This is a genomic window from Kribbella sp. NPDC050124, assembly GCF_044460355.1.
Taxonomy (GTDB): Bacteria; Actinomycetota; Actinomycetes; order Propionibacteriales; family Kribbellaceae; genus Kribbella.
In genome coordinates this window covers 91,524-113,884 of the sequence record NZ_JBITJU010000003.1, presented here as the reverse complement: position 1 = coordinate 113,884, position 22,361 = coordinate 91,524, and the positions used below count along the sequence as shown (strand labels likewise).

Annotated in this window: 23 protein-coding genes; 8 read left to right on the top strand and 15 right to left on the bottom strand. The window is 68.8% G+C overall.

Annotation, left to right across the window (positions count from 1 at the left end):
- From ACIBL3_RS10260 to ACIBL3_RS10245, 4 genes are read left to right on the top strand one after another with little or no spacing between them, the layout of a single operon-like run.
- Entirely contained in the window at window positions 1-2,316 is a 2,316-nt protein-coding gene (locus tag ACIBL3_RS10260; protein ID WP_396352966.1) for a hydantoinase B/oxoprolinase family protein, read from the top strand.
- Window positions 2,313-3,845, top strand: coding sequence for an FAD-dependent monooxygenase (locus tag ACIBL3_RS10255; RefSeq protein ID WP_396352965.1), 1,533 nt, complete (start codon window positions 2,313-2,315; stop codon window positions 3,843-3,845). Before ACIBL3_RS10260 ends, ACIBL3_RS10255 begins: the two co-directional genes overlap by 4 nt.
- Window positions 3,842-5,473 (top strand): (2,3-dihydroxybenzoyl)adenylate synthase, encoded by a 1,632-nt coding sequence (locus tag ACIBL3_RS10250; protein WP_396352964.1) that lies wholly within the window; start codon window positions 3,842-3,844, stop codon window positions 5,471-5,473. Before ACIBL3_RS10255 ends, ACIBL3_RS10250 begins: the two co-directional genes overlap by 4 nt.
- A gap of 9 nt (window positions 5,474-5,482) precedes the next feature.
- The gene (locus ACIBL3_RS10245) at window positions 5,483-6,199 is read left to right on the top strand and encodes a TetR/AcrR family transcriptional regulator (RefSeq protein ID WP_396352963.1); all 717 of its coding nucleotides are present in this window, start codon (window positions 5,483-5,485) and stop codon (window positions 6,197-6,199) included.
- Here ACIBL3_RS10245 and ACIBL3_RS10240 read toward each other — a convergent pair.
- From ACIBL3_RS10240 to ACIBL3_RS10205, 8 genes are all read right to left on the bottom strand, one after another.
- A complete protein-coding gene (locus ACIBL3_RS10240) occupies window positions 6,190-7,413 on the bottom strand; it encodes an alpha/beta hydrolase (protein ID WP_396352962.1) in 1,224 nt (407 codons plus the stop codon). The two genes, ACIBL3_RS10245 and ACIBL3_RS10240, sit on opposite strands and share 10 nt — an antisense overlap.
- The gene (locus ACIBL3_RS10235) at window positions 7,410-7,655 is read right to left on the bottom strand and encodes a hypothetical protein (protein WP_396352961.1); all 246 of its coding nucleotides are present in this window, start codon (window positions 7,653-7,655) and stop codon (window positions 7,410-7,412) included. The genes ACIBL3_RS10240 and ACIBL3_RS10235 overlap by 4 nt, the downstream gene beginning before the upstream one ends.
- Entirely contained in the window at window positions 7,652-8,278 is a 627-nt protein-coding gene (locus ACIBL3_RS10230) for a VOC family protein (protein ID WP_396352960.1), read from the bottom strand. Before ACIBL3_RS10230 ends, ACIBL3_RS10235 begins: the two co-directional genes overlap by 4 nt.
- Complete coding sequence (locus tag ACIBL3_RS10225) at window positions 8,275-9,027, bottom strand: maleate cis-trans isomerase (protein WP_396352959.1); 753 nt, start codon at window positions 9,025-9,027, stop codon at window positions 8,275-8,277. Before ACIBL3_RS10225 ends, ACIBL3_RS10230 begins: the two co-directional genes overlap by 4 nt.
- A gap of 64 nt (window positions 9,028-9,091) precedes the next feature.
- Entirely contained in the window at window positions 9,092-9,808 is a 717-nt protein-coding gene (locus ACIBL3_RS10220; RefSeq protein ID WP_396352958.1) for an anti-sigma factor domain-containing protein, read from the bottom strand.
- Window positions 9,805-10,416 carry an ECF RNA polymerase sigma factor SigK gene (gene sigK / locus ACIBL3_RS10215; protein ID WP_396352957.1) on the bottom strand — a complete coding sequence of 204 codons (612 nt, stop codon included), beginning with the start codon at window positions 10,414-10,416 and terminating at the stop codon, window positions 9,805-9,807. Before sigK ends, ACIBL3_RS10220 begins: the two co-directional genes overlap by 4 nt.
- Before the next feature lie 2 nt (window positions 10,417-10,418).
- Window positions 10,419-11,063: a fasciclin domain-containing protein gene (locus tag ACIBL3_RS10210; RefSeq protein ID WP_396352956.1), complete on the bottom strand. Its 645-nt coding sequence runs from the start codon at window positions 11,061-11,063 to the stop codon at window positions 10,419-10,421.
- 66 nt (window positions 11,064-11,129) lie between these two features.
- Window positions 11,130-12,725 (bottom strand): molybdopterin-dependent oxidoreductase, encoded by a 1,596-nt coding sequence (locus tag ACIBL3_RS10205; protein WP_396352955.1) that lies wholly within the window; start codon window positions 12,723-12,725, stop codon window positions 11,130-11,132.
- 175 nt (window positions 12,726-12,900) lie between these two features.
- On the opposite strand from ACIBL3_RS10205, the gene pcaH reads away from it, so the two are divergent.
- The 4 genes from pcaH to pcaC are packed head-to-tail and all read left to right on the top strand — an operon-like array spanning window position 12,901 to window position 15,655.
- Window positions 12,901-13,656 carry a protocatechuate 3,4-dioxygenase subunit beta gene (gene pcaH / locus ACIBL3_RS10200; RefSeq protein WP_396352954.1) on the top strand — a complete coding sequence of 252 codons (756 nt, stop codon included), beginning with the start codon at window positions 12,901-12,903 and terminating at the stop codon, window positions 13,654-13,656.
- On the top strand, window positions 13,649-14,203 hold the full coding sequence (pcaG, locus tag ACIBL3_RS10195; protein ID WP_396352953.1) for a protocatechuate 3,4-dioxygenase subunit alpha: 555 nt from the start codon (window positions 13,649-13,651) through the stop codon (window positions 14,201-14,203). Before pcaH ends, pcaG begins: the two co-directional genes overlap by 8 nt.
- Window positions 14,203-15,303 carry a lyase family protein gene (locus ACIBL3_RS10190; protein WP_396352952.1) on the top strand — a complete coding sequence of 367 codons (1,101 nt, stop codon included), beginning with the start codon at window positions 14,203-14,205 and terminating at the stop codon, window positions 15,301-15,303. The genes pcaG and ACIBL3_RS10190 overlap by 1 nt, the downstream gene beginning before the upstream one ends.
- A gap of 4 nt (window positions 15,304-15,307) precedes the next feature.
- On the top strand, window positions 15,308-15,655 hold the full coding sequence (gene pcaC, locus ACIBL3_RS10185; protein WP_396352951.1) for a 4-carboxymuconolactone decarboxylase: 348 nt from the start codon (window positions 15,308-15,310) through the stop codon (window positions 15,653-15,655).
- A 107-nt stretch (window positions 15,656-15,762) separates the two neighbouring features.
- Here the strand turns inward: pcaC and ACIBL3_RS10180 are convergent, their stop codons facing one another.
- Genes ACIBL3_RS10180 through ACIBL3_RS10150 form a run of 7 tightly spaced genes read right to left on the bottom strand, consistent with a single transcriptional unit; the run spans window position 15,763 to window position 22,193 of the window.
- Window positions 15,763-16,188 (bottom strand): PaaI family thioesterase, encoded by a 426-nt coding sequence (locus ACIBL3_RS10180; RefSeq protein ID WP_396352950.1) that lies wholly within the window; start codon window positions 16,186-16,188, stop codon window positions 15,763-15,765.
- A 15-nt stretch (window positions 16,189-16,203) separates the two neighbouring features.
- Window positions 16,204-17,070: a sugar phosphate isomerase/epimerase family protein gene (locus ACIBL3_RS10175; RefSeq protein WP_396352949.1), complete on the bottom strand. Its 867-nt coding sequence runs from the start codon at window positions 17,068-17,070 to the stop codon at window positions 16,204-16,206.
- Window positions 17,067-18,065 carry a sugar phosphate isomerase/epimerase family protein gene (locus tag ACIBL3_RS10170; protein ID WP_396352948.1) on the bottom strand — a complete coding sequence of 333 codons (999 nt, stop codon included), beginning with the start codon at window positions 18,063-18,065 and terminating at the stop codon, window positions 17,067-17,069. The genes ACIBL3_RS10175 and ACIBL3_RS10170 overlap by 4 nt, the downstream gene beginning before the upstream one ends.
- Window positions 18,066-18,080: 15 nt before the next feature.
- Entirely contained in the window at window positions 18,081-19,247 is a 1,167-nt protein-coding gene (locus ACIBL3_RS10165; protein ID WP_396352947.1) for a Gfo/Idh/MocA family protein, read from the bottom strand.
- Window positions 19,244-20,053, bottom strand: a complete 810-nt coding sequence (locus ACIBL3_RS10160; protein ID WP_396353356.1) for an ATP-binding cassette domain-containing protein — start codon at window positions 20,051-20,053, stop codon at window positions 19,244-19,246. The genes ACIBL3_RS10165 and ACIBL3_RS10160 overlap by 4 nt, the downstream gene beginning before the upstream one ends.
- A 2-nt stretch (window positions 20,054-20,055) precedes the next feature.
- Entirely contained in the window at window positions 20,056-21,117 is a 1,062-nt protein-coding gene (locus ACIBL3_RS10155; RefSeq protein ID WP_396352946.1) for an ABC transporter permease, read from the bottom strand.
- A 32-nt stretch (window positions 21,118-21,149) separates the two neighbouring features.
- The gene (locus ACIBL3_RS10150; RefSeq protein WP_396352945.1) at window positions 21,150-22,193 is read right to left on the bottom strand and encodes a sugar ABC transporter substrate-binding protein; all 1,044 of its coding nucleotides are present in this window, start codon (window positions 22,191-22,193) and stop codon (window positions 21,150-21,152) included.
- Window positions 22,194-22,361 lie beyond the last annotated feature (168 nt).

Below are 22,361 nucleotides of genomic sequence, written 5' to 3'. Positions count from 1 at the left end.
ATGGCGATGCAGATCCCCGGCTCGGAGCATTTCTCCAGCCGTCCCGTCGACCCCGCCGTGCTCGCCGCCGGGCTGCCGGCGTCGCTCCCGGTGCACACCGTCACGCAGGAGCAGATCGACAGCCTGGATCCGCTGACCTACGAGGTGATCCGGCACCGGCTGTGGTCGGTGACCGAGGAGATGGGCGAGGCGCTGAAGCGGATGTCCGGCTCCCCGATCGTCACCGACGCGAACGACTTCGACTTCGCGATCTGCGACGAGGTCGGCCAGGAGGTGCAGGTCGGTCTCTACAACACGATGCTGGTCGGCGCGGTCGACCTGGCGATCTACTGGACCCTGCAGCACCGGGCCGGCAACCCGGGCATCCGCGAAGGCGACATGTTCCTCTGCAACGACCCGTGGGTCGGCGGCGGTCTGCACCAGAGCGACGTGATCGTCTTCCAGCCGATCTTCCACGAGGGCAACCTGTTCGCCTGGACCAGCGCGATCTGCCACGAGCCGGACCTCGGCGGTGTCGGGTTGGGGTCGTTCTCCCCGGCGGCGCAGGACGTGTTCGCCGAGGCGCTGCCCACCCCGCCGATCAAGGTCGTGCGCGACTTCGAGCTCCAGGACGACGTCGCCGACGCGTGGGTACGGCGGTCGCGCGTGCCGATGCTGGTCAACCTGGACCTGCGCGCCAAGATCGGCTCGAACTCCGTCGGCCGCAAGCGCCTCGCCGAGGTCATCGACCAGTACGGCGCCGACACGGTCAAAGCGGTGATGAAGCGGATGATGTCCGACGCCGAGAGCCGGCTGCGGCGCAAGCTGACCGCCTTGCCGGACGGCACCTGGCGGGCGACCGGCTACCAGGACCAGTCGCACGAGGGTGACCGGGGCGTGCACAAGATCACCGTCGCGATGACGAAGTCCGGCGACCACCTGACCTTCGACTTCCACGGCACCGATCCGCAGAGCGGAGTCATCAACTGCACCTTTGCCGGGATGCGAGGTGGTGTGATGCTCGCGCTGCTGCCGATCCTGGCGCACGACATTCCCTGGTCGGCGGGTGGGCTGATGCGCTGCTTCGACCTGGTGGCGGAGGAGGGCACCATCAACAACGCGACCTATCCCGCGGCCGTCAGCCGCGGTCCGATCGGCCCTGCCTGGCTCACCGGCACTTTGGTTGCAGAGTGTCTGTCGCAACTGCTCGATCAGTCGGTGGACCTGGGCAAGAGCGTCCAGGCCGCATGCTGTGGTACCTGGGACACCGCGGTCGTGGCCGGTCTCGACGAACGGGGCGAGGTCCCGATGCCTTTCCTCAACGTGATGATGGAGCCGATGGCCGGTGGCTTCGGCGCCCGGCCACAGACGGATGGCATGGACACCGGCGGGCTGTTCTGCATCCCGATGGGTCGCATCCCCGACGTCGAGATGACGGAGTTCCTCTACCCGCTGCTCACGCTGTGGCGGCGTGAGGAGCCCGACTCGGGCGGCCCGGGGCGGCAGCGCGGTGGGGTGAGCGCATCGGTCGCGGTGACGCTGTACGGCTCGAACAACCCGGCCGGCCTCGTCCTGGCCTCGGCCGGCAAGGCGGTCTCGCAGAACAACGGGCTCGCCGGTGGCTATCCCGGCAACACCGGACTCGATGCGGTTGCCCGCGGCATCGACGTACACGCGCTTCTCGAGCAAGGCAAGGTGCCACAGTCGCTGGACGAGTTGGGCGACGGTGTCGAGTTGGGCGACTGCTACGCGCAGTCGTACTTGGCGCCCGGTGAGGTGCTGTACCTGAGCTGGCAAGGCGGCGGCGGGTACGGCGATCCGCTGCATCGCGATCCGGCTGCCGTGGCGGACGATGTGCGGGAGCAGAAGGTGTCACCTGAGGCGGCTCTCGAGGTGTACGGCGTAGTCCTGCACGACGGTGTGGTCGACGACGGAGAGACCGCCGTACTGCGTGAGCGTCGGCGGGATCAGCGGCGGCAGCGCTCAGGTTCGCCGCAATCAGGTGAAACACAGCGTGTCGACGTGGCGAACGCGCGGCGGTTGGACGACAACCTAGTTGTCGCGGGCAACCAAGTGGGCTGTGCGCACTGTGGCCATCAGCTGGCGGACCTGTCGTCCGGTACGCAGCTCCAGCTCGCGGTCTTCGAGGGGCCGTCGACCGAGGCAGGGCCGCAGATCACCTCCGAACCGGCGACCTACGTGGACGACGAGGTCGTGTTCCGGCAGCTCTGCTGCCCGGGGTGCTGGACGGCGGTCTACTCGGCGGTCGTGCCGAAGGACCACGCGGACCACGTCGCGGACGTCGGCCGGTTCGCGCTCGCGGGCGGGCCGCAGTGAAGCTTCGGTCCGTGGACGTACTGGGTGGGGGACCGGGCGGACTGTACGTCGCCCGGCTCCTCAAGCTCCGCCATCCGCACACCCGGGTCCGCGTCTTCGAGCAGTCGGAGCCCGCGAGCACCTTCGGTTTCGGTGTCGGTCTGGCCACGCGCACGCAGCGGAACCTGGACGCGGCGGACCCGGAGACGTTCGCGGCGATCGTCGCCAACTCGTGGTCGCACGAGATGTCGATGGCGGTCGGCGGGCGCCAGGTGAGTCTGGCCCTCGACAACCTGATCGCGATCGGCCGGTCGATGTTGCTGGACATACTGCGGGCACACGCTGCCGAGGCAGGGGTCGAGTTCCGCTACAACGCGCGCGTCACCGCAGACGAGCTCGACGCCGACCTCGTTATCGCGGCCGACGGTGTCAGCAGTGGGACTCGGGAGTCGCGGGCTGAGGTGTTCGGCGCGCGGGTCGACGTACACAAGGGTCTGTATCTGTGGGCAGGGACGGACGTGGCACTGCCCAGGGCGGTGTTCGCGCCGATGCGGACCGAGTACGGGACCTTCGTCGCGCATGCCTACCCCTATGCGAGCGACCGGAGCACGTTCCTGATCGAGACCGACGAGGAGACCTGGCGCCGGGCCGGCTTCGATGTGGCCAGTGAGCGGCTGCCGCTCGACGCGAGTGACACGGACTCGCTCGAGTACCTTGGCGAAGCCTTCGCCGAGCACCTGCACGGGCATCGGCTGATCGGCAACCGCACGCGTTGGCTCCGGTTCCGTACGGTCAGCTGCGAGCGCTGGCACGACGGCAACGTCGTACTGCTCGGCGACGCGGCACACACCGCGCACTACTCGATCGGGTCGGGCACGAAGCTCGCGATGGAGGGCGGCATCGCGCTCGCCGCGGCCATCGCCGACGCGGACGATCTCGAGGCCGCGCTGGTCCAGTACGAGCAGGTACGGCGGCCGGCCGTCGAGCATCTCCAGGAGACGGCGACTCGCAGTATGAGCTGGTGGGACTCGTTCCCGACCCGGCTCGATCTGCCCGTGGAGCAGTTGCTCGTCTCGTACATGACCCGCGCCGGCAAGGTGTCCGTCGACCGGTTCGCCGGCTCGGCGGGGGACGTCGTACGCACGGCGCTGGCGCAGTACGCGCGGTGCGAGGTCTCGCACGTCGATGACGGCAACCTCACGGAGTGGGTGCTGCGGCAACCGCTCGGCACGGCCTTCGGATCGCGTCGGGTGCGGGCGTCTGAGGTCCCCGGGCTGCGACCGGTGCATGTGTCCGTGAGCGATCCGTGGGGATCGGGAGCGGATACGCTCGTGAAGGAGCTCGGAGCCGACGAGGCGATGTCCGGCGTGCTGCTGAGTGCTGCTGACGACACTGGTTCGGTGCTGACGATGTTCGACGTGGCGGAACGGATCCGGCGTGAGGTGGGCACGCTGGTGGTGGCGCGGCTCGACCCGGAGGCGACCGAGCTCGCGGTCGGCGCCCTCGTCACCGAGCGCGTGGACCTCGTCGACCTGGGTGGCGCCGCATGATCACCGACGAGCTGGTGCCGCCGTTCCGGACCGAGTTGGCTGAGCGCTACCGGGCGGCCGGGTTGTGGGGTTCGCGCTCGATCGCCCGCGAGTTCACGGCAGTTGCGCAGCGCTTCCCGGATGCGGTCGCTGTCGTCGCCGAGCAGGGGAGCCTGACGTACGCCGAGCTGGACCAGCGCACCGATCGGATCGGCGCGGGCCTGCTCGAACTCGGTCTGCGGCCAGGGGACCGGGTGATCTTCCAGGTCACCAACCGGCTGGAGACTGTCGTCGCCTGGTACGCGTGCTTCAAAGCGGCTTTGGTGCCGGTGGCAGCGCTCACCGCCCATCGGGCCCACGAGATCGGTGAGATCAGCCAGCAGTGTTCGGCCGCGGCTCACCTGGTCGAGGCCGGTCTGCCGTTCGATCTGGTCGCCTTCGCTCGCGAGATCGCCGCCGGCCATCCGACGCTGCGCCACCTGATCACGATCGGCGCGGACGAGCCCCTACCCGGCGCCGAGCTGAGTGCGGAGACGATCCGCGCCCGCATCGACGAGGCGCAACGCAGCGTCGGGCCGGACGACCTGGCAGCCCTGCAACTGTCCGGCGGTACGACGGGAGTGCCCAAGCTGATCCCTCGTCGGCACGCGGAATACTGGTACAACGCGGCGATGTACGCCCGTCGTCTGGGCTGGACCACGGACACGAACGTCGGCCATCTGATCCCGATCATCCACAACGCCGGCATCACCTGTGCCGTCCATGCGGCGCACAGCTGCGGAGCCACCCTCGTCCTCGGCACCCCGGACGCCGCCGCGTCGGCGGCCTTGCTGTCCCGAGCCGGCGTCGATGCCGCGCTGATCGGTCACGGCCACTTCGGCGCACTCCGCCAGCCCGGCTTCCTCGATGGATTGCCGGCCCTGCGCCAGGTTGTGCTGTCCGGGACGAAGGTCCCCGAAGCCTTGTTCGACGAGCTCGAGCGTCGCGGGATCTGGTCCGGACAGCTGTTCGGCATGGGCGAGGGCCTGTTCGTGATGAGCCGGCTCGACGATCCGCGGGAGGCGCGACTCCGGACGGTCGGCACCGCGCTGAGCGAGTACGACGAGGTCCGGATCCTGATCCCGGGCACCGAGACCGAGGCGCCGTACGGCGAGATCGGCGAGCTGTGCTGCCGCGGTCCGTACACGATCCCGGGGTACTACGCAGCCGCTGAGCGCAACGCCATCGCGTTCACCTCGGACGGGTTCTACCGCACCGGTGACCTGGCCCGGTGGGAGACGTACGACGGCGTCCCGCAGTTGCTGATCGAGGGCCGGATCAAGGACGTGATCAACCGCGGCGGCGAGAAGATCAACGCCGAGGAGGTCGAGCTCCTGCTGCTCAGGCACGCCGGGATCAGCCAGGCGGCTGTGGTGGCGATGCCTGATGACCGGCTCGGAGAGCGGTCGTGCGCGTACGTCGTGGCCGGTCCTGACGTCGACCTTCCTGCGGTCCAGCGGCACCTGGCCGCGCTCGGGGTCGCGAAGTTCAAGTGGCCCGAACGGGTCGAGCAGCTGGACGACCTGCCGCGGACGAACGTCGGCAAGATCGACAAGGCAGCGCTCCGCACCCGCGTCGCCGCGGCCGTGCGAGCCGGTGCGTCCGGTTAGAGTCTGCCCATGACGTCAGGCAACGCCGAAGAACGTGGCCGGAGCAGCACGCGTCGCGATCTCGTCGAGAGTCAGATCATCGCCGAGGCGACCCGGCTGTTCGCCGAGCGCGGGTTCTCCGGGACGAGCCTGAAGGACATCGCGGACGCGACCGGGCTGACCCGCCCGGCGCTCTACCACTACGTCAAGAACAAGGACGAGATCCTGGCCAAGCTGGTCAGCGAGCTCGCCGAGGGACCGGCCCGCGCGCTGCGTGCCATCCGCCGGCAGAGCGGGCTCGGTGCGGCTCAGAAGCTGCGCGAGATCGCCCACGCCATCGCGTTGCAGCAGGCCACTGAGCCGGCCAAGTTCCAGCTGCTGATCCGCTCCGAGGCGGACCTGCCCGAGGAGCTCGTCGGGCCGTACGACAAGAGCCGCCGCGACGTCCTGAACGAGATCGTCGCCGTGATCGAGGCCGGCGTCGCAACCGGGGAGTTCCGGCCGGTCGATCCCCGGATCGCCGCCCTGGCCGTCATCGGCCAGTGCAACTGGGTCGCCTGGTGGCACCACCCGGGCACACCGGAGGAGAACACCCGGGTCGCTACCACCATCGCCGACCTCGCGGTCGCGTCGGTGCTCTCCTCCGACGACGCCGACCCCGGAGTGGACCCCCGGACCCGGGCGATCGAACGCCTCAAGCAGGACGTCCAGCACCTCGAGAAGATCCTGAGCACCGATCAGCAGTGATCCCGTAGCCAACTCTCGATGGTGGCTGCTGCCAGGGAAGTGCCGGTAGGCGCGCCCTTCGTGATCGGACCACCGAAGTGGGTGCCGGGGACGGAGCGCACGCTTAGGTCCGAGGCACCCAGGGCAGCGCGCATCGCCGCGATGTCGATCGGGTACGACGCCTGGTCGCCGGTGAACTCCAGGAGCAGCGTCGGCACGGTGACGCCCGGCGCGCAGTCGAGGAACGTGGCGTTGGTGGACAGCGCAGACCACGTGGACAGCCAAGCTTCGGCGGTCGACAGGCGAGCGAAACCGACGAGACCGTAGTTGGTCAGGTCGGGTCGGCGGCCGAACAGCGAGCCGTACGGACGATTGTTCGGATCCAGCGAGAGGTCGACGTTGCGCAGGTCGGCATCGGTGCGGAAGACGGTCAGCACGCGGGGTGCGAGTGCGCGTCGGCGGTCGGTCGCGTCGCCGCCGGACTTGAAGGCGCGGTTGGCCTGCTGGGCGTCCGACACGTAGGCGCGGGCTGTGGCGTCGAGTCGTCGTACTCGTTCCTCCTGGGCTGCGCGGTAGCGGGTGATGAACTCGTCGTCGTAGCTGCTCGACTCTGGCGCCGGGCGGAACCCGTTGGCGGGGTTGAACGGGTCGAGATCAGGGTCCACCGAGAGCGGATCGGATTCGTCGGTCACGGACGGATCGATGAGTCGTTGCAGGAGGGCGCCCTGGCCGGGATGCGGGGCCAGGAAGATGCAGCCGTCCGGCAGCGGCATCGCGGTGTCGGCCAAGACGACCGGTCGGCCGGCGGGCGTTGTGGTCAGGCGTGAATGAGGAGGCATGGATGCCTGTTGGCAGTAGAAGGCGGCCAGGGTGCCGCCGCCGGAGTGACCGAGTGAGTAGACGTCGAAGCCTTGGTCACGCAGGAAGACCAGACCGGCGGCGAAGTCGATGATCGCTTGTTCGTGCAGCAGGTTGAGGTCGTTGTTCGGGGAGCGGGTGCCTTGGGTCCAGACGCCGTACCCCATCGTCAGCAGGTAGGGGACGAGCGGATGGTGGGTGACCTCCTGGCGCGGGTGCATGATCGTGACGACCGTGGTTGCGCCGCGCGGGACCCGCAGGACGCCGGTCACCTTGGCGCCGTCGCTGGTTTGGAGTTCGTGCACGCTCGTCGCTACACCCGCGGGCGCGTCGATGGTGGTGGAGTAGCGGTCGGCGCCGAGTCGCGTCGCGGTCATCGCGGATCGACTCGCAGCGCGTCCTTGTCCCATTGGACGATTCGGCCGCCGGCCAGCCCGGCTACGCAGCTGTACCAGACGGCGTGCCGGCAGCCGGTGGCCCGGCGGTCGATGACGATCGGGCCGTCGTTCTCGATGACGAAATACGGGCCGAGCTTGTCCACGTGGACCCCGGCGGACTGGGCCGCGACCTTGGCGACGGAGGTGTTCTCCGGGACGTCGAGGACGAACAGCCGGCTCATACCGGCACCTCCCACGACGGGGCGCGTTCCACGATCAGCTCGGCCTTACGGGTCAGCAGGTCGTCCATCGTGTGGCCCTCGCGCTGCGCGATGTCGACGAGCGCGTCGATGGTCAGGTTCGCGTCCAGGTCCTCCTGGGGCGTCACCGGTCGCAGCGCGCGGGTGACCTCGACCATGTAGCCGTTCGGGTCGTGGGTGTAGATCGACTCGATGGTCTCGTGCTGGATCTGCATCTCGACCGGCCACTCGCTCTGGTCGAGCCGGCGACGGTACTCCATGAGGGCGTCGTCGGAGTCGACGTGGATCGCCAGGTGCCGCGACCGGACGAACCAGTCCGGCGTACTGTCGCCGAACCGCGCGTAGACATCACCTTTTCCGTCCGCCGACGGCCGTGGCAGCCCGAAGTAGTAGAAGAACGCGATCCGGTCGGCGTTGCCGAGGTCGAAGAAGAAGTGAATGAAGTCCGGGTGGTCGTCCGGTCCCCAGCCGGCCGCGCAGATCGAGTGCACGACCGGGAAGCCGAGAACGTCGCGGTAGAAGCGGACCGTCCCGACCGGATCGAAGGTGGGGAAGGCGGCGTGGTCGACGCCGCGGGCGAGGTGCTGTCCGGCAAGCTCGTTCATCGGGAAAGTCCTCCTTCGCGACTAAGCAGGGCGCCTGCTCCGGGAATGCCGAGTGGCAGCGCGGCGGCCTTGAGGATGCTGTAGGCGCCGGCGGTCGCGGCTGAGAGCACGGGAAGCCCGAACTCCTGCTCGGCCGCGTCGATCAGCGGCAGCGACGGCATCTGCACACAGGCCGAAAGGACCAACGCATCCGCGCGGCTCAGCTCCAGCGAGCGGGCGGCGGCCATCACTTGGTCACCGGGGATGCAGCCGACCGCACGGTTGTCCTCGACCTCCAGCGCCCGCCAGTCCACCACCTCGAAACCCTCCGCCTCGAGGTAGCCGACAACCTGCTCGGCGAGCGGCTTCAGGTACGGCGTCACCAGTGCGATCCGCCGCGCCGGAACAGCCCGCAGCGCCTCGACCAGCGCCCCGGCACTCGACCTGACTTTGGTCGCGGATCCACCGGTGGCAAGCTGCTCCGCGATCAGTCCCTCGACGCGCTGATGCTCACCGGGACCGGCGGACATCAGCGCGACCAGGCACGCGTAGAGCAGCACGTCCGGATCGGCGTCGCCGAGCTCCAGCACACACCGCTCCCGCTGCGCGTTCATCGCGGCGAGCTGCGCGGGTGACACCTTGGCCATCCGCATCCGGCTGCTGTGGAAGGAGAACGTCGCCGCCGGATGCCGGCCCAGCAGCGCCGGCATTTCGGTCTCGACCGTGACATTCGAACTGGGCACAACCAGCCCGACCCGCACCTGAGTCATTGGGATCCTCTCGTCTCCTGTCCAGGATTCGACGGATCCGACGAAAAGTCAACACCAGCGTCAATTAGGCCATCGGGATCAGGGCGGCGGCGGGGAGGGTGGGGGTGGGGGAGCCGCCGTCGGGCTCGACGGTGAGGCCGAAGGCGGCCTTGCCGGTGGCGCCGTCGACGACCGTGGTGAGGTCGCCCGATGCGAGGCCGACGGAGTGCGCGGTCCGGTTCGGGTCGATCAGCCAGAGCTGATAGGTCTGATCGGCGTCGAGCTGCGGCAGGTCTCGCAGTACGACGACCGCGGCATCGGCACGGTCGGAGGTGACGATGGTCGCCTGACCACCGCCGTTGACCGGGCTGTGCAGCGTGCGGGCATCCGGCTCCGCTAGCACGGAGGCCACTCGGTCATTGGCTTGGATGACTGCTTCCTTGTCGCGGTACTGGTCGATCGCGATCCCCCCGGTCGCCGCGACGGCCAGCGCGGCGGCTGCGAGAGCCAGAACCGATCGACGGCTGAACCGGCGGCGGGCGAGCTCGTCGGTCGCACCGGGAACGAGTGGTGGCAGCTGGCGGATCTGCTCGATCGCCGACATCACCTCGGCCTTGAGCGCGGGCGGTGGTGGGGTCGCGACCTGGGTGGCGAGTTTGATGCCGGCTTCGCGGAGCTCGGCGACCTCTGTGGTGCAAAAGGGGCACTCGGCGAGGTGTTCCTCGAAGCGGGTGCGCTCGTCGTCGGGCAGGGCGTCGAGGACGTAGGGGCCGGTGAGGGTGTGCACGTCGGGTTCGCTCATGGCGTGACCCCCTTCGTGGTTCCGAGGCAGTCGCGCAGCCGGATCAGGCCGTCCCGCATTCTCGCCTTGATGGTAGGCAGCTTCGCGTCGAGTCGCTGGGCGACCTCGGGATAGGTGTAGCCCTCGTAGTAGGCCAGGGCGATCGACTCGCGTTGCAACTCGGTCAGGGTGTCGAGGCAACGCCGTACCTGCTCGACCTCTAGCCGGGTGGTGACGGTGTCCGCGACCTGGTCGAAGTCGACCTCCACCGACCGGACGCCGGCGAGCTCGGTCCGGTCGGCGGCAGCCTGCTCGGAGCGGACCCGGTCGACGGCCCGGCGGTGCGCGATGGTGAGGATCCAGGAGCGCGCCGAGCCGCGGCTGGCGTCGTACCGGGTCGCGGTCCGCCAGACGTCGAGCATCACCTCCTGGGTCACCTCCTCCGACTGCGCCGGGTTGCGCAGGATCCGCCGTACCAGGCCGAAGACCGACGGCGTGACCCGGTCGTACAGCGTGCTGAACGCCGTCTTGTCGCCCCGGCCGGTCAGGACCAGGAGCTCGCCGTCACTGACCTCGCCGGGGCGGGCGCTGGACCCGCCCGGCCAGGGCAGTGGGATGGGTTCGGGCATGATCAGGCAGCCGGCGGCATCAGGACCGAGTCGATCAGGTAGACGGTGGCGTTCGCGGTCTTCACGCCGCCACAGATGACGTTGGCGCCGTTCACCTTGAGGCTGTCGCCCGAGCCGCTGACTGTGACCTCCTGCTTTTCCACAGTCACATGCTTACCCACGACGGCCGCCGGGTCGAGCTGTCCGGGCACTACGTGGTAGGTCAGGATCTTGGTCAGCAGGGCGTCGTTGGTCTTGAGCGTGTTCACGGTGGCCGCCGGGATCTTCGCGAAGGCCGTGTCGACCGGCGCGAAGACGGTGAACTCGCCGCCGTTCAGGGTGGAGACCAGGTCGACCTTCGGGTTCAGCTTGCCGGACACTGCCGAGACCAGCGTGGTCAGCAGCGGGTTGCCGGACGCGGCGGTGGCCACCGGCGCGGCTGCCATACCGTCGATCGAGCCGGCGCCGCTCGGATTGGCCTTCGCGTAGTCGGCGCATCCAGGACCGACCAGGCCCGCCGCGCTGTCCATCGACGGCGTCGAGCTCGGCGTCTGCGCGGGCGTCTGGGCCGGCGCGCTCCCGGCTCCGGAGTCGTCGCCGCTGCCGCAGGCGGTCGTCGCGAACGCGAGGGCCAGGGCGGACAGGGCGATACCGATGTGCTTACGCATGAGGTTTCTCTCTCTCGAAGGGGTTGCCGATGGGAGTACTTCGGAGCGGGCGGCCCGGCGGATGGGTCACCGGACCATCACGACCGTGTTGTGCAGGCCGGACGAGCCGTTCGGGCGCGGCGGAGTGCGCTGATCGGTCTGGGTTTTTCCGTCGGCGTCGGTCGCGCGGACGGTGAGCTTGTGGTTGCCGGGGGTCGCGGTCCAGCGGAAGGTCCACTGCCGCCAGGTGTCGATGGTGTCCTCGGCGGCGAGGTCCGCCTCCTGCCAGGGGCCGTCGTCGACCTGCACCTCGACCTTCCGGATGCCGCGGTGCTGTGCCCAGGCGACGCCCGCGGCGACCGCGGGTCCGGCGTCGATGGTCGCGAAGCCTTTCGGTACGTCGATCCGCGCCGCCGTCTTGATCGGCGCCTCGGCCGACCACCCGCGATCGGTCCAGTATGCGCTGAAGTCCTGGAACCGGGTCACCTCGAAGTCGACGATCCACTTGGTCGCCGAGACGTAGCCGTACAGACCCGGCACCACCATCCGCACCGGGAAACCGTGCTCGAACGGCAGCGGTTCGCCGTTCATCGCAACCGCGAAAAGTGCGTCGCGCCCGTCGGTGAGGGCCGCGAGCGGGGTGCCGATCGTGAGTCCGTCGATGCTCGTGGACTTCACCGCGTCGGCACCTTTGCGTACACCGGCCTCGGCGAGGATGTCGGCGATTGGTACGCCGATCCAGCGGGCGTTGCCGACGTACGGTCCGCCGACCTCGTTCGAGACGCAGGTCAGGGTGACGTCGCGCTCGATCAGTCGCCGGTCCAGCAGGTCCCGGAAGGACAGACGTAGCTCTCGGTCGACCATGCCGTGGACGCGGAGCTCCCACCGGTCGGGGTCGATCCGGGGCACCTGCAGGAGGGTGTCGACGCGGTAGAACTTGCTGTTGGGCGTGACGAAGCTGCTGACCCCTGGTACGTCGGCCTGCACGCCGGCTGGGAGTGCTCGCGCGGGATCCGCTGGTCGGGGGATGCGCACCTTGGCGCGTGCGCTTTCACCGGTTCCGAAGGACACGACTCGGGTGGTGGCGACGGAGGCGGCGCCGACCACGGCCAGGGCGGACACGGTCAGCAGGAACTGCCGCCGGTCGAACCCGTCCGGCTGCTCTGCCCTGCCTCGCGGCCTGCGGACGACGAGAGCCATCGCGACCACCGCGACGACCAGCGTGGCGATTGCCGGGAGCAACCTTTCGGCGACCCCCGTAGCCGCCGAACGGCTACCCCCGGCAAACCCCACCCCAACCAGCCCAAGCCCCGCCGCCACCCCAACCGCAACCAGCTGCCACCGCCCGCCGATCCCTCCGGCTGGTGGCCGGCGACCGCTGGTCTCGCCGGTGGCCGCAGCCGGGGGCTGGCTGCGGCCGATTGCGCCGGCGAGGGCGGCCGCGGCCGCGAGGACCGCGCAGATGCCGACCCGGAGTAGCGGGCGGTCGGCTGTGCCCAGTTCTCGGACGGCGAAGTCCTTGACCGGGCCTGGGGCCCAGTCGATGACCTGGACTCCGACGGCGTCGACCGGCCAGGGGCCGCCGGTGATTGCCGCCACGAGGTAGCCGACGGCCAGCGCTGTACCGGCTGCGATGACGCCGCCGGCGGCCGACGCTGCGTGCTGACTCCAGCTGTTGCGCATGGCAGTTCTTCGGAGCCGGCGGGCGAACAGATGGGTGGTGGACCCCATTCAGGTATGCGCGACCGCACCGAGCTGACTCGCTACGCGATCCGGGCAGGGTTGATCGAACCCTGACCCTTCCGGCCAGCGGAAGAAGGCGGTCTCCGGAGCGCGGTCCGGCTCTTAGCCTGAGCGGGTGACAGCCGATGAGTTGATCAGTCAGCGGGTGATCAGTGAGGAGATCGAGAAGATCCAGGCCGACACTCGGTCCGGCGACGACCAGCCCCGGCTGGAATTCCCGCCGTACCGGAGCACTTTGCTGCGGCACCCGACCAAGGAGTTGCGGCACGCGGATCCCGAGGGGGCGGAGTTGGTTGCGCCGGTGTTCGGTCACTCCGACGTCGGCCGTCTGGAGTCCGACCTGACCGTCCAGCGTGGTGGCGAGCCGATCGGGGAGCGGATCCAGGTGCGCGGGCGGATCGTCGACGGCGACGGTCGCCCGGTCCGGCGGCAACTGGTCGAGATCTGGCAGGCGAACGCGGCCGGCCGCTACATCCACAAAGGCGATCAGCACCCGGCGCCGGTCGATCCGCACTTCACCGGGGTCGGGCGGTGCCTGACCGACGACGACGGCTGGTACTCGTTCACCACGATCAAGCCGGGTCCTTACCCGTGGCGCAACCACAACAACGCCTGGCGGCCGGCGCACATCCACTTCTCGCTGTTCGGCACCGACTTCACCCAGCGGATGGTCACGCAGATGTATTTCGCCGGCGATCCGCTGTTCGCGCTGGACCCGATCCTGCAGTCGATCCCGGACCGGACTGCCCGCGACCGGCTCGTGGCGACGTACGACCACGACCTCTCGCAGCACGAGTGGCTGATGGGTTACCGCTGGGACATCGTGCTCACCGGCAACCACACGACGCCGATGGAGAACGAGAATGGCTGACCTCGTCGCGACGCCCGGGCAGACCGTCGGCCCGTTCTTCCACTACGCCTTGCCCTTCCCGGGAGATCGGGAGCTGGTACGGCGGGGGAGCCCAGGCTCGGTGTGGTTGCACGGGCACGTGTACGACGGTGCCGGGGTCGGCATGCCGGATGCATTGCTGGAGATCCGGCAGGCTGATGCGTCGGGCGTGGTTCCGGAGATCGAGGGTTCGCTGCGGAGGGACGGCGCGGGCTTCACCGGGTGGGGGCGCAGCAACACGGACCCCAACGGCCATTACTGGTTCAGCACCGTGGAGCCCGGTCCGACCCGTCCGAGTGCGCCGGCCTTCTTCGCGGTGACGGTCTTCGCCCGTGGACTCCTGAACAGGTTGTTCACGCGGATCTATCTGCCGGGGGAGCTGGATGGTGATCCGTTGCTTGCGGGGCTGGACGAGGCGGATCGCTCGACGCTGGTCGCAGTACGCGAGAACGATGGGAGTCTGCGCTTTGACGTCCACCTGCAGGGACCTCGCGAGACGGTCTTCCTGACGTATCCGGGGCATTCCTGATGGGCTCGCTGCTCGAACCTGGATCGCACCGGGCCGCCGGTGTGGTGGACGACGATGCGTTGGTCGCGGCGATGGTTCGGGTCGAGGAGGCCTGGCTGCGGGCTCGTGGTGGGTCGGGGTCCGTCGAGAAACCGGTTCAGCTGGATGATGCTGAGGTGGAGGCGGGCGGGAATCCGGTGCTGCCGTTGGTACGGGCGCTGCGAGCGGACTTGGGGGGCGAGGTCCATCGCGGGTTGACCAGTCAGGACGTGCTCGACACGGCCCTCATGCTGCTGGCTCGTGATGCGCTGACTCGGGTTTCGGCGGATCTCGAGTCGCTGGCGGACTCACTGGCTGGATTGGCTTCAGTGCATCGACGGTCCGTGATGGCCGGACGGACGTTGACGCAGTACGCCGTACCGGTGACGTTCGGGCTGAAGGCTGCACAGTGGCTGGTAGGTGTGGTGGATGCACGTGAGGCGTTGGAGGGCGTCGTACTGCCGGTGCAGTGTGGTGGTGCGGCTGGGACGTTGGCGTTGGCGCCTGATGCTCCGGTTGAGGCGTTTGCCTCCGAGTTGGGGCTGGTAGTGCCGGTGCTCAGTTGGCATACGCGGCGTACGCCGGTGACGCGGGTGGGGGATGCGTTGGTGGAGACCTGCGATGCGCTCGGGCACATCGCGGGTGATGTGTTGACGCTGGGACGGTCTGAGGTTGCCGAGGTGCGGGAGGCTGCCGGCCGGGGTGGGTCGTCGACGATGCCGCACAAGCAGAACCCGGTGTTGAGCGTGCTGATCCGCAGTGCGGCGTTGCAGGCACCGCAGTTGGGTGCGCAGTTGCATGTCTGTGCCGGTCAGAGTCAGGACGAGCGGTCGCCTGGGGCGTGGCATGCCGAGTGGCCCGCGTTCCGGCGGTTGCTCGAACTCATGGTGACGGCGGCCAGTCAGGCGGCCGAGTTGGTGGCCGGGCTCGAGGTGGACGTCGACGCGATGCGCCGGCGAGCCGAGTCGGCTGCCGATCAGTTGTTGAGCGAACGCGGTGGCTCCGGCGATCCGGCGTCGTACCTGGGTGCTTCGGATGCTCTGATCGATGCAGCCTTGGCCCGTTGGACGTCTCGTGGATGACGGCATGAAGGTACGGCGGGAGGTCCTCGGCGACGCGCATGTCGACCAGGCCGACGCGGCCAAGACCGAGTTGTCCGCGGACTTCCAGGACTTCATCACCCGCTACGCCTGGGGCGAGATCTGGACCCGGCCGGGGTTGGCGCGCCGCGATCGCAGCATCGTCACGCTCACCGCATTGATTGCCCACGGCCACTGGTCCGAACTCGAGCTCCACCTGCGCGCCGCACTCCGCAACGGCCTGACCCGGGACGGGATCGCCGAGGTCATCCTGCAGACCGCGGTGTACTGCGGGGTGCCCGCGGCCAATCACGCCTTCGCGGCGGCGAACGCCGTACTGAAGGAGGGCGCATGAAGCACGGCCGCACGCCGTCCCCGACGCCTCCGACTTCGACGTACGCCGCCAACAAGCCGAACTGACCACAGTCGTCGACTAGCCGAGTCCTGCACAGGCTGGCCGGACTAGCGTTCCGGGCGTTTGTCGATGCGGATGAGGGTTTGCTGGCCGGTGGCTGTGAGGGTGCGGTTGGTGGGTTGGATGGCGTAGACCTCCAGGCGGCAGATGGTCAGGGTGCGGCCGGCTTTCAGGACGGTGCCTATGGCTTCGAGGTGAGTGCCTTCGGCTGGGGCCAGGAGGTTGATCTTGTATTCGACGGTGAGGACCGAGCTGTCCTCGGGGAAGAGGGTGTAGGCGGCGTAGCCACCGGCGCTGTCGGCGATGGCGCTGGTGGCTCCGGCGTGGAAGTAGCCGTGTTGCTGGGTCACCTCGGGGCGGCTGGGGAGAATGATGTGCACCCGGCCGGGGGCGATCTCCGTGAGCTGGGCGCCGAGATGGTGCATCAGCCCCTGACGCTCGAAACTGTCCCTGACCCGCGCCTCCATCTCCATGTCACGGGACTGTACTCACCACGAGCTCACGTACTTGTCGATGGTCTCGCGCATGTACGTCGACGAGTCGCGGGCCCGGTCCTCCCAGGCGAACACGCACGAGGTCATGATCGTGTCCTCGCGATCGCCGAAGCCGAGCTCGCCCAGTGTGGTGAAGAAGGTGTCCCAGTCGACTTCGCCCTGGCCGATGTCGAGGTGCTGGTGGACGCGGGCGGTTGAGCCGGGCGGGTTGACGATGTAGCGCAGCCCGGACGACGCGGTGTGGTCGAAGGAGTCGGCCAGGTGCAGATGCGTGAGGAGCGGGCCGGCGTGGCGCATGATCTCGACCATGTTGCCGCCCATGTGGAAGGTGTGCGGGGCGCAGTACAGGAAGCTGACCAGCGGTGAGTTGATGCCGCGGATCATGTCGATCGCCACGAGGCCGTCCTCGACGAAGTCGTCCGGGTGCGGCTCCAGCCGCAGCTCGACCCCCTCCCGCTCGAACACGGGCAGCAACTCTTCGAGGGACTTCCAGAACATGCCCTCGCTGCGGGAGGCCTGTTCGGGCCGGCCGTTGAACTCGGAGTTCATCACCCGGCAGTCCAGATCGACGGTCAGCTGGATCGCGCGCTTCCAGTAGCGGACGGCCGCCTGGCGTTCGTCCTCGTCGGGGCCGGACCACCGGTACAGCGGCAGGTGGCAGGCGATTTGCACGCCCGCCGCGTCCAGCGCCTTCTTGAACCCGGTCACCGTGGAGTCGTTGGCGCGTGGGTGCAGGAAGAACGGGGTGAAGTCGTCGCGCGGGGACAGTTCGATGTATTCGTAGCCCAGGTCCGCGACCAGACCGGGTAGCTCGAGCAGCGGCGTCGTACGGAACATGTACGGGTCGAGGGCAACTTTCATTCGAGCACCCCGGCCTTCTCGGCAGCCGCGATCAGGTTGTCGGCGGCGAACCTCAACCCCTCGATCTGGCCGAACGACGCGTCCTCGTGCTCGATGTTCACCGGCAGCTCCGGGTTCACCCTGTGCAGCGCGGTCAGGAAGCGCGCCCAGAAGTCCACGTCGTGCCCGCGCCCAACGGCCACGAACGACCAGCCGGGAACGGCCGGCCATCGGGTCACGGTGTAGCGCCCGCCGAGCCCCAGCGGCTGTTCGTCGGCAGGGATCCACTCGAACCGGTCGTCCAGTACGCCGTTGACCGCAGCCGTCTCGTGGATGAGCGTGTCCTTGGCGGCAGCGAAGAACACCAGGTCGCCCAGGTCCTCGATCGCCCGGACAGGGTCGATGTGCTGCCAGAACAGGTGGCTCGGGTCCAGCTCCGCGCCGATGTGGGTGGCGTTGGTCCGCTCCACGAGCCGTTTCAGCGTGGCTGGGTTGAAGACCAGGTTGTGAGGGTGCATCTCGATCGCCACGCGTACGTCGTACTGCGCTGCCAAGGCCTCGATCTCGGTCCAGAACGGTACGGCGACCTCGTCCCACTGGTAGTCGAGCGTCTCCTTGTAGACGCTGTCCCAGGGGATGACCGTCCACGACGGCCGGGTGCCGCCGCCCTCGGCGGCGGGCAGACCGGACATGGTGATGACGGTCTTGATCCCGAGCAAGCCGGCCAGCTTGATGCTGCGCGTGAGGTCGGCGCCGTGAGTGATCTCGGGGTCGGGGTGCAGCGGGTTGCCGTTGCAGTTCAGGGCGGTCAGTTCGATCCCGTACTTGTCGAAGGTCGCCAGATACTCCTTGCGGGCGTCCGCGCTCTCGAGGAGCTCGTCGACCGGGAGATGCGGTGTGCCGATGAATCCGCCGGCATTCACCTCGACACTGGTCAGGCCGAGATCGCGCAGGATCGCGAGCGCTTCGTCGAGGGTCTTGTCGTGCAGGCAGGCGGTGTAGGCGCCGAGCTTCATAGACGGTGGTTCCTTTCAGCTGAGGGAGACGGCCTGGCCGTTGTTGAGCGCGGACTGGGTGACCGCGGCGAGAATCTCGAGGTTGTGCAGACCGTGAGCCAGCGACGGCACCGGCGCGAGCTTGCCGAGGCCGGCCACCTGGTCCAGGAAGGCCCTGGCCTGCCAGGTGAACAGGTCGTTCTGGCCGTGGCCGACCGACGGGAAGTCCATCGGGATGCCCTTGTCGATGCCCGGGTGCTGCGGACCGATCAGGACGGTGCGGAACCCGTTGGTCGTGGCGTCCGAACCATGGTCGGCGAACGTGAACTCGCCGGGCCGGTTCAGGTCGAAGGCCGCGGCGCCGTCGGCGGTGAAGATCTCGAACCCGAGCCCGTTCGGCAGGCCGTGCGAGATCCGGCTGATCGAGAACGTGCCGACCGCGCCATTGGCGAAGGTGGCCGTGAAGGTCGCGATGTCCTCGTTCTCGACCGGCTCCAGCTCCTTGCCGACGGCGCCGGCCGCATGCCCGACGGTCGCGCCGAGCGGCACCGGACGCGAGGTGGTGAACGTCTGGAACACCGCACCGCTGACCGACGCGATCGGCCCGCACAGGTACTCACCGAGATCGACCAGGTGACTGCCGATGTCCGCGAGCGCACCGCTGCCCGGCCCGCCCTTGTAGCGCCAGCTCATCGGGTTGCCCGGGTTCTGCGCATAGTCGCACCAGTAGTGGCCGTTGAAGTGCCGCACCGGCCCGATCGCCGCGAGCTCTTCACGGATGGCGTTGATTCCCGGCGTACGACGGAACGAGAAGCCGGCCCCGGATTGCGTGTCGGCCGCCTCGGCCGCGGCGACCATCGCCTTGGCGTCCTCGACCGAGGGCGCGAGCGGCTTCTCGCACAGCACATGTTTGCCAGCGGCAAGCAATGCCTCGACGACCGGCCGGTGCAGCTCGTTGGCGATGGCAACCGACACCACGTCGATGTCCGGCGCCTCCACGATCGCCTGCCAGGACGTCTCCGCGCGCTCGTACCCGAACCGCTGGGCGCCGTCGACCGCGAACGGCTCGTGCGCGTCGGCGATCGCGACCAGCCGGATCTCCGGTAGGTCCAGGTCGTAGAGCTGGGACGCGGCCCGGTAGCCGGCGGCGTGTGCCCGGCCGACCATGCCCGCGCCGATCACGGCGACGCCAAGAGAGTTCACAGCTGTCCTGCCTTCGCTTCGGTAGTGGTGAATGCTTCGATCTCGGCCTCCAGTTCGGCCATCGCCTCGCCGCCGGCCATCAGGTCGGTGATCTCCTCACGGGACCGCTCGCCCTTGCGGAAGTCCGCGGCCAGCGCACCCCGGATCAGTACGGCGAAGTGGTCGCCGACCGTCATCGCGTGCGTCACGTGGTGGGTGACCAGCACGACCGCGATGCCCTTCTGCCGGGCCTGCATGATGATCCGGAGCACGTGCGCGGCCTCCTTGACTCCGAGCGCCGCGGTCGGCTCGTCGAGGATCAGCAGCTTGGCGCCGAAGTACACCGCCCGCGCGATCGCCAGCGCCTGCCGCTCGCCACCGGACAGCCCGCCGACCAGCCGGTCCCCGTCGGTCACCCGCGTGATGCCCAGACCCTGCATCTCCCGTACGGCGATCCCGCCGGCGAACCTGCGGTCGAACCGGCGGAACGGCCCGCGCCACTTGGTCGGCTCGGCTCCGACGAAGAACGACCGGCCGATCGACATCAGCGGGAACGTGCCGCCGAACTGGTGCACGGTGGCGACGCCGTGCGCGCTCGCGTCCCGCGGACTGCGGAACACGGCGGTCTCGCCGTTGGCCCAGATCTGGCCCGAGGTCGGCTGGTGCACCCCGGACAGGATCTTGATCAGCGTCGACTTGCCCGCGCCGTTGTCACCCAGCAGGCAGAGCACTTCACCAGGGTGCACGCGCAGCGAGATGTCGGTCAGTACGTCGGTCGCGCCGAACGACTTGCAGACGTCGCTCAGCTCGAGCAGCGGTTCCGTCATGGTCACGCCTTCTTCTTGGTGCGGGGCGCATACGACAGAGCCATGCGCCGGAACGTGTTGTTCATCAGGACGGCGGCGAGGATCAGCACGCCGAGGATCAGGGCGGCCCAGTCGGAGTTCCAGCCGGTGTAGTAGATGCCCTGGCTGACGATCGCGAATGTCAGCGTGCCGAGCACGATCCCGACGACCGAGCCGTAGCCGCCGGTCAGCAGGACGCCGCCGATCACGACCGCGATGATCGAGTTGAAGACGAACGACTGCCCGTTCGCGACCTGCGCGCTGTTGTAGAGCATGGTCTGGATGACGCCGACCACCGCGGCGCCGAACGCCGACGCCATGAACAGCGTGATCTTCACGCCCTGGACCGGGATCCCGGTGGCGCGGGCGCTCTCCTTGTCGCCGCCCACCGCGAACACCCAGTTGCCGTAGGGGCTGACGTGCAGCAGCCAGCCGACCACGAGGATTGCGGCGATCCACCAGAAGATCGCGACCTCGAACTTGCCGCCGACCAGGGTGCCCAGCAAGGCCTTGGCCTGCGGACCGGGGTCGATGGCGACACTCGTCGTACCGGTGACGACCCGGGACAGGCCCAGCGTCAGGCCGGAGAGCCCGGACAGCGTCGCGAGCGTGACGATAAAGGACGGAACGTTGGTCCGGGTCACCAGCAGGCCGTTCAGGAAACCGACGGCCAGGCCGAGGGCGAGCGCGGCCACGATGCCGACGATCACCGGGGCGCCCCAGTAGCCGGAGACGATCGCCACCGTCATCGAGCTCGACGCCAGCACCGAGCCGACCGACAGGTCCAGCTCGCCGGCGACCATCAGCAGACCGACCGGGATGGCGATGATGCCGAGCTCGGCGGCGACGTTGAGCCAGCTCGCGGCGCCGCCGGCGGACAGGAACTGCCCGCCGCCGAAGATCGCGAAGAACACGAAGACGCTGATCGTGCCGATCAGGGCGCCGGTTTCCGGGCGGCGGGCCAGGTCGCCGGCCGACGCTCCCGACCGGGCGCCGTACCCGGCCGGTGATTTCGCAGGCGTCGGTTCGGCCAATTGGACTGTCATGGGGACACCACCTTGTGGTTGTGATCGGGGAGTCAGCGGACGCCGGCCTTGGCGCCGGCGATGGCCGAGTCGACGTTGTCCGCGCTGATGATGGCCGGGCCGGTGAGCAGCGGGCGCTGCGGCAGCTCGAGGCCGTACTTGAGGTAGCCGTTGGCCATCGAGACCGCCAGGTAGCCCTGCAGGTACGGCTGCTGGTCGATCGAGAACAGCTGCTTGCCGGCCTTGATCCGGTTCAGCTGCGACTCGTCCATGTCGAACGTGCCGAGCTTGACCCGCTGGCCGAGGCCGGCCTGGTCGATCCCGCTGGCCGCGCTGTCGGCGTCCTGGGTGCTGATCGTGACGACGCCGTCGATGGTGTCGTCCTTGAGCAGCGCCGCCTTCACGCCCTGGGCGACCGCGGTCGGGTTGCCGAAGTTGGACGAGGGCATCGGCAGTTGCTTGGAGTTGCCGCCGCTCGCCTTGACACCGTCCGCGACGCCCTTGCAGCGCGACTCGGTGTTCGCCGCGCCGGGCACGGTGTTGACGCACAGCACGTTCTTGGCGCCCTGCTTGCCGAGGAACTCACCGCCCGCCTTGCCGGCCGCGTACTCGTCGCTGCCGATGTAGTTCAGCGCGCCGAGCCGCTCGGCGGCCTCCATCCCGCCCGCGTTGTAGACGATCAGCGGGACGCCCTTGGCGACCACCCGCTGGAAGGCGGCGTCCTCGGCCTCCGGCACCCAGTCGGGGCCGATCACCGCTGTCGCGCCCTGGCTGAGCGCGGAGTCGATCAGCTTGGCCGCGTCCGGGCCGAGGTTGTCGTAGTTCTGCGGGCCGAGGAAGGTGACCGACCCGCCCTGGGCCTGGACCACCTTCGCCGCGTCGTCGACGCCGCGCTTCACCTTCGACCAGAACGGGTCGTCGGACTTGCCGCCGATCACGAAGATCGCGGTCTTGCCGCCGGTGTCGGCGGCCGCGTTGGCCGTGGTGCCGGCCTCGGCGGCCGCGTTCGAGGCGGCGCCGGAGGGTTTGCCGCTGTTGCAGCCGCTGGTGAGGAGCAGGGCCGCCACCGCGACCGCGCCGATCCGCAGGAGTGACACGAGTCGATCCCTTTCTGGAGTGCTTGGGGTGTGGCGCCAGTCACCAGGGAAGCGGCACATTTCGGCTGTGTCAATACTTTGTAACGACATTTTAGAGCGCTCTAGATCTTCCTTCGTTGTAATCGTATATAGCGCTCTAGGAGTATTGCGCTAGAGCGCTATAGGCGA

Bases quoted from the DNA above. Each gene is read 5' to 3' on its own strand.
- ACIBL3_RS10260 (WP_396352966.1), top strand. From the start codon at position 1: ATGGCGATGCAGATCCCCGGCTCGGAGCATTTCTCCAGCCGTCCCGTC.
- ACIBL3_RS10250 (WP_396352964.1), top strand. From the start codon at position 3,842: ATGATCACCGACGAGCTGGTGCCGCCGTTCCGGACCGAGTTGGCTGAG.
- ACIBL3_RS10245 (WP_396352963.1), top strand. From the start codon at position 5,483: ATGACGTCAGGCAACGCCGAAGAACGTGGCCGGAGCAGCACGCGTCGC.
- ACIBL3_RS10240 (WP_396352962.1), bottom strand. From the start codon at position 7,413: ATGACCGCGACGCGACTCGGCGCCGACCGCTACTCCACCACCATCGAC.
- ACIBL3_RS10235 (WP_396352961.1), bottom strand. From the start codon at position 7,655: ATGAGCCGGCTGTTCGTCCTCGACGTCCCGGAGAACACCTCCGTCGCC.
- ACIBL3_RS10230 (WP_396352960.1), bottom strand. From the start codon at position 8,278: ATGAACGAGCTTGCCGGACAGCACCTCGCCCGCGGCGTCGACCACGCC.
- ACIBL3_RS10225 (WP_396352959.1), bottom strand. From the start codon at position 9,027: ATGACTCAGGTGCGGGTCGGGCTGGTTGTGCCCAGTTCGAATGTCACG.
- ACIBL3_RS10220 (WP_396352958.1), bottom strand. From the start codon at position 9,808: ATGAGCGAACCCGACGTGCACACCCTCACCGGCCCCTACGTCCTCGAC.
- sigK (WP_396352957.1), bottom strand. From the start codon at position 10,416: ATGCCCGAACCCATCCCACTGCCCTGGCCGGGCGGGTCCAGCGCCCGC.
- ACIBL3_RS10210 (WP_396352956.1), bottom strand. From the start codon at position 11,063: ATGCGTAAGCACATCGGTATCGCCCTGTCCGCCCTGGCCCTCGCGTTC.
- ACIBL3_RS10205 (WP_396352955.1), bottom strand. From the start codon at position 12,725: ATGCGCAACAGCTGGAGTCAGCACGCAGCGTCGGCCGCCGGCGGCGTC.
- pcaG (WP_396352953.1), top strand. From the start codon at position 13,649: ATGGCTGACCTCGTCGCGACGCCCGGGCAGACCGTCGGCCCGTTCTTC.
- ACIBL3_RS10190 (WP_396352952.1), top strand. From the start codon at position 14,203: ATGGGCTCGCTGCTCGAACCTGGATCGCACCGGGCCGCCGGTGTGGTG.
- pcaC (WP_396352951.1), top strand. From the start codon at position 15,308: ATGAAGGTACGGCGGGAGGTCCTCGGCGACGCGCATGTCGACCAGGCC.
- ACIBL3_RS10180 (WP_396352950.1), bottom strand. From the start codon at position 16,188: ATGGAGATGGAGGCGCGGGTCAGGGACAGTTTCGAGCGTCAGGGGCTG.
- ACIBL3_RS10175 (WP_396352949.1), bottom strand. From the start codon at position 17,070: ATGAAAGTTGCCCTCGACCCGTACATGTTCCGTACGACGCCGCTGCTC.
- ACIBL3_RS10170 (WP_396352948.1), bottom strand. From the start codon at position 18,065: ATGAAGCTCGGCGCCTACACCGCCTGCCTGCACGACAAGACCCTCGAC.
- ACIBL3_RS10160 (WP_396353356.1), bottom strand. From the start codon at position 20,053: ATGACGGAACCGCTGCTCGAGCTGAGCGACGTCTGCAAGTCGTTCGGC.
- ACIBL3_RS10155 (WP_396352946.1), bottom strand. From the start codon at position 21,117: ATGACAGTCCAATTGGCCGAACCGACGCCTGCGAAATCACCGGCCGGG.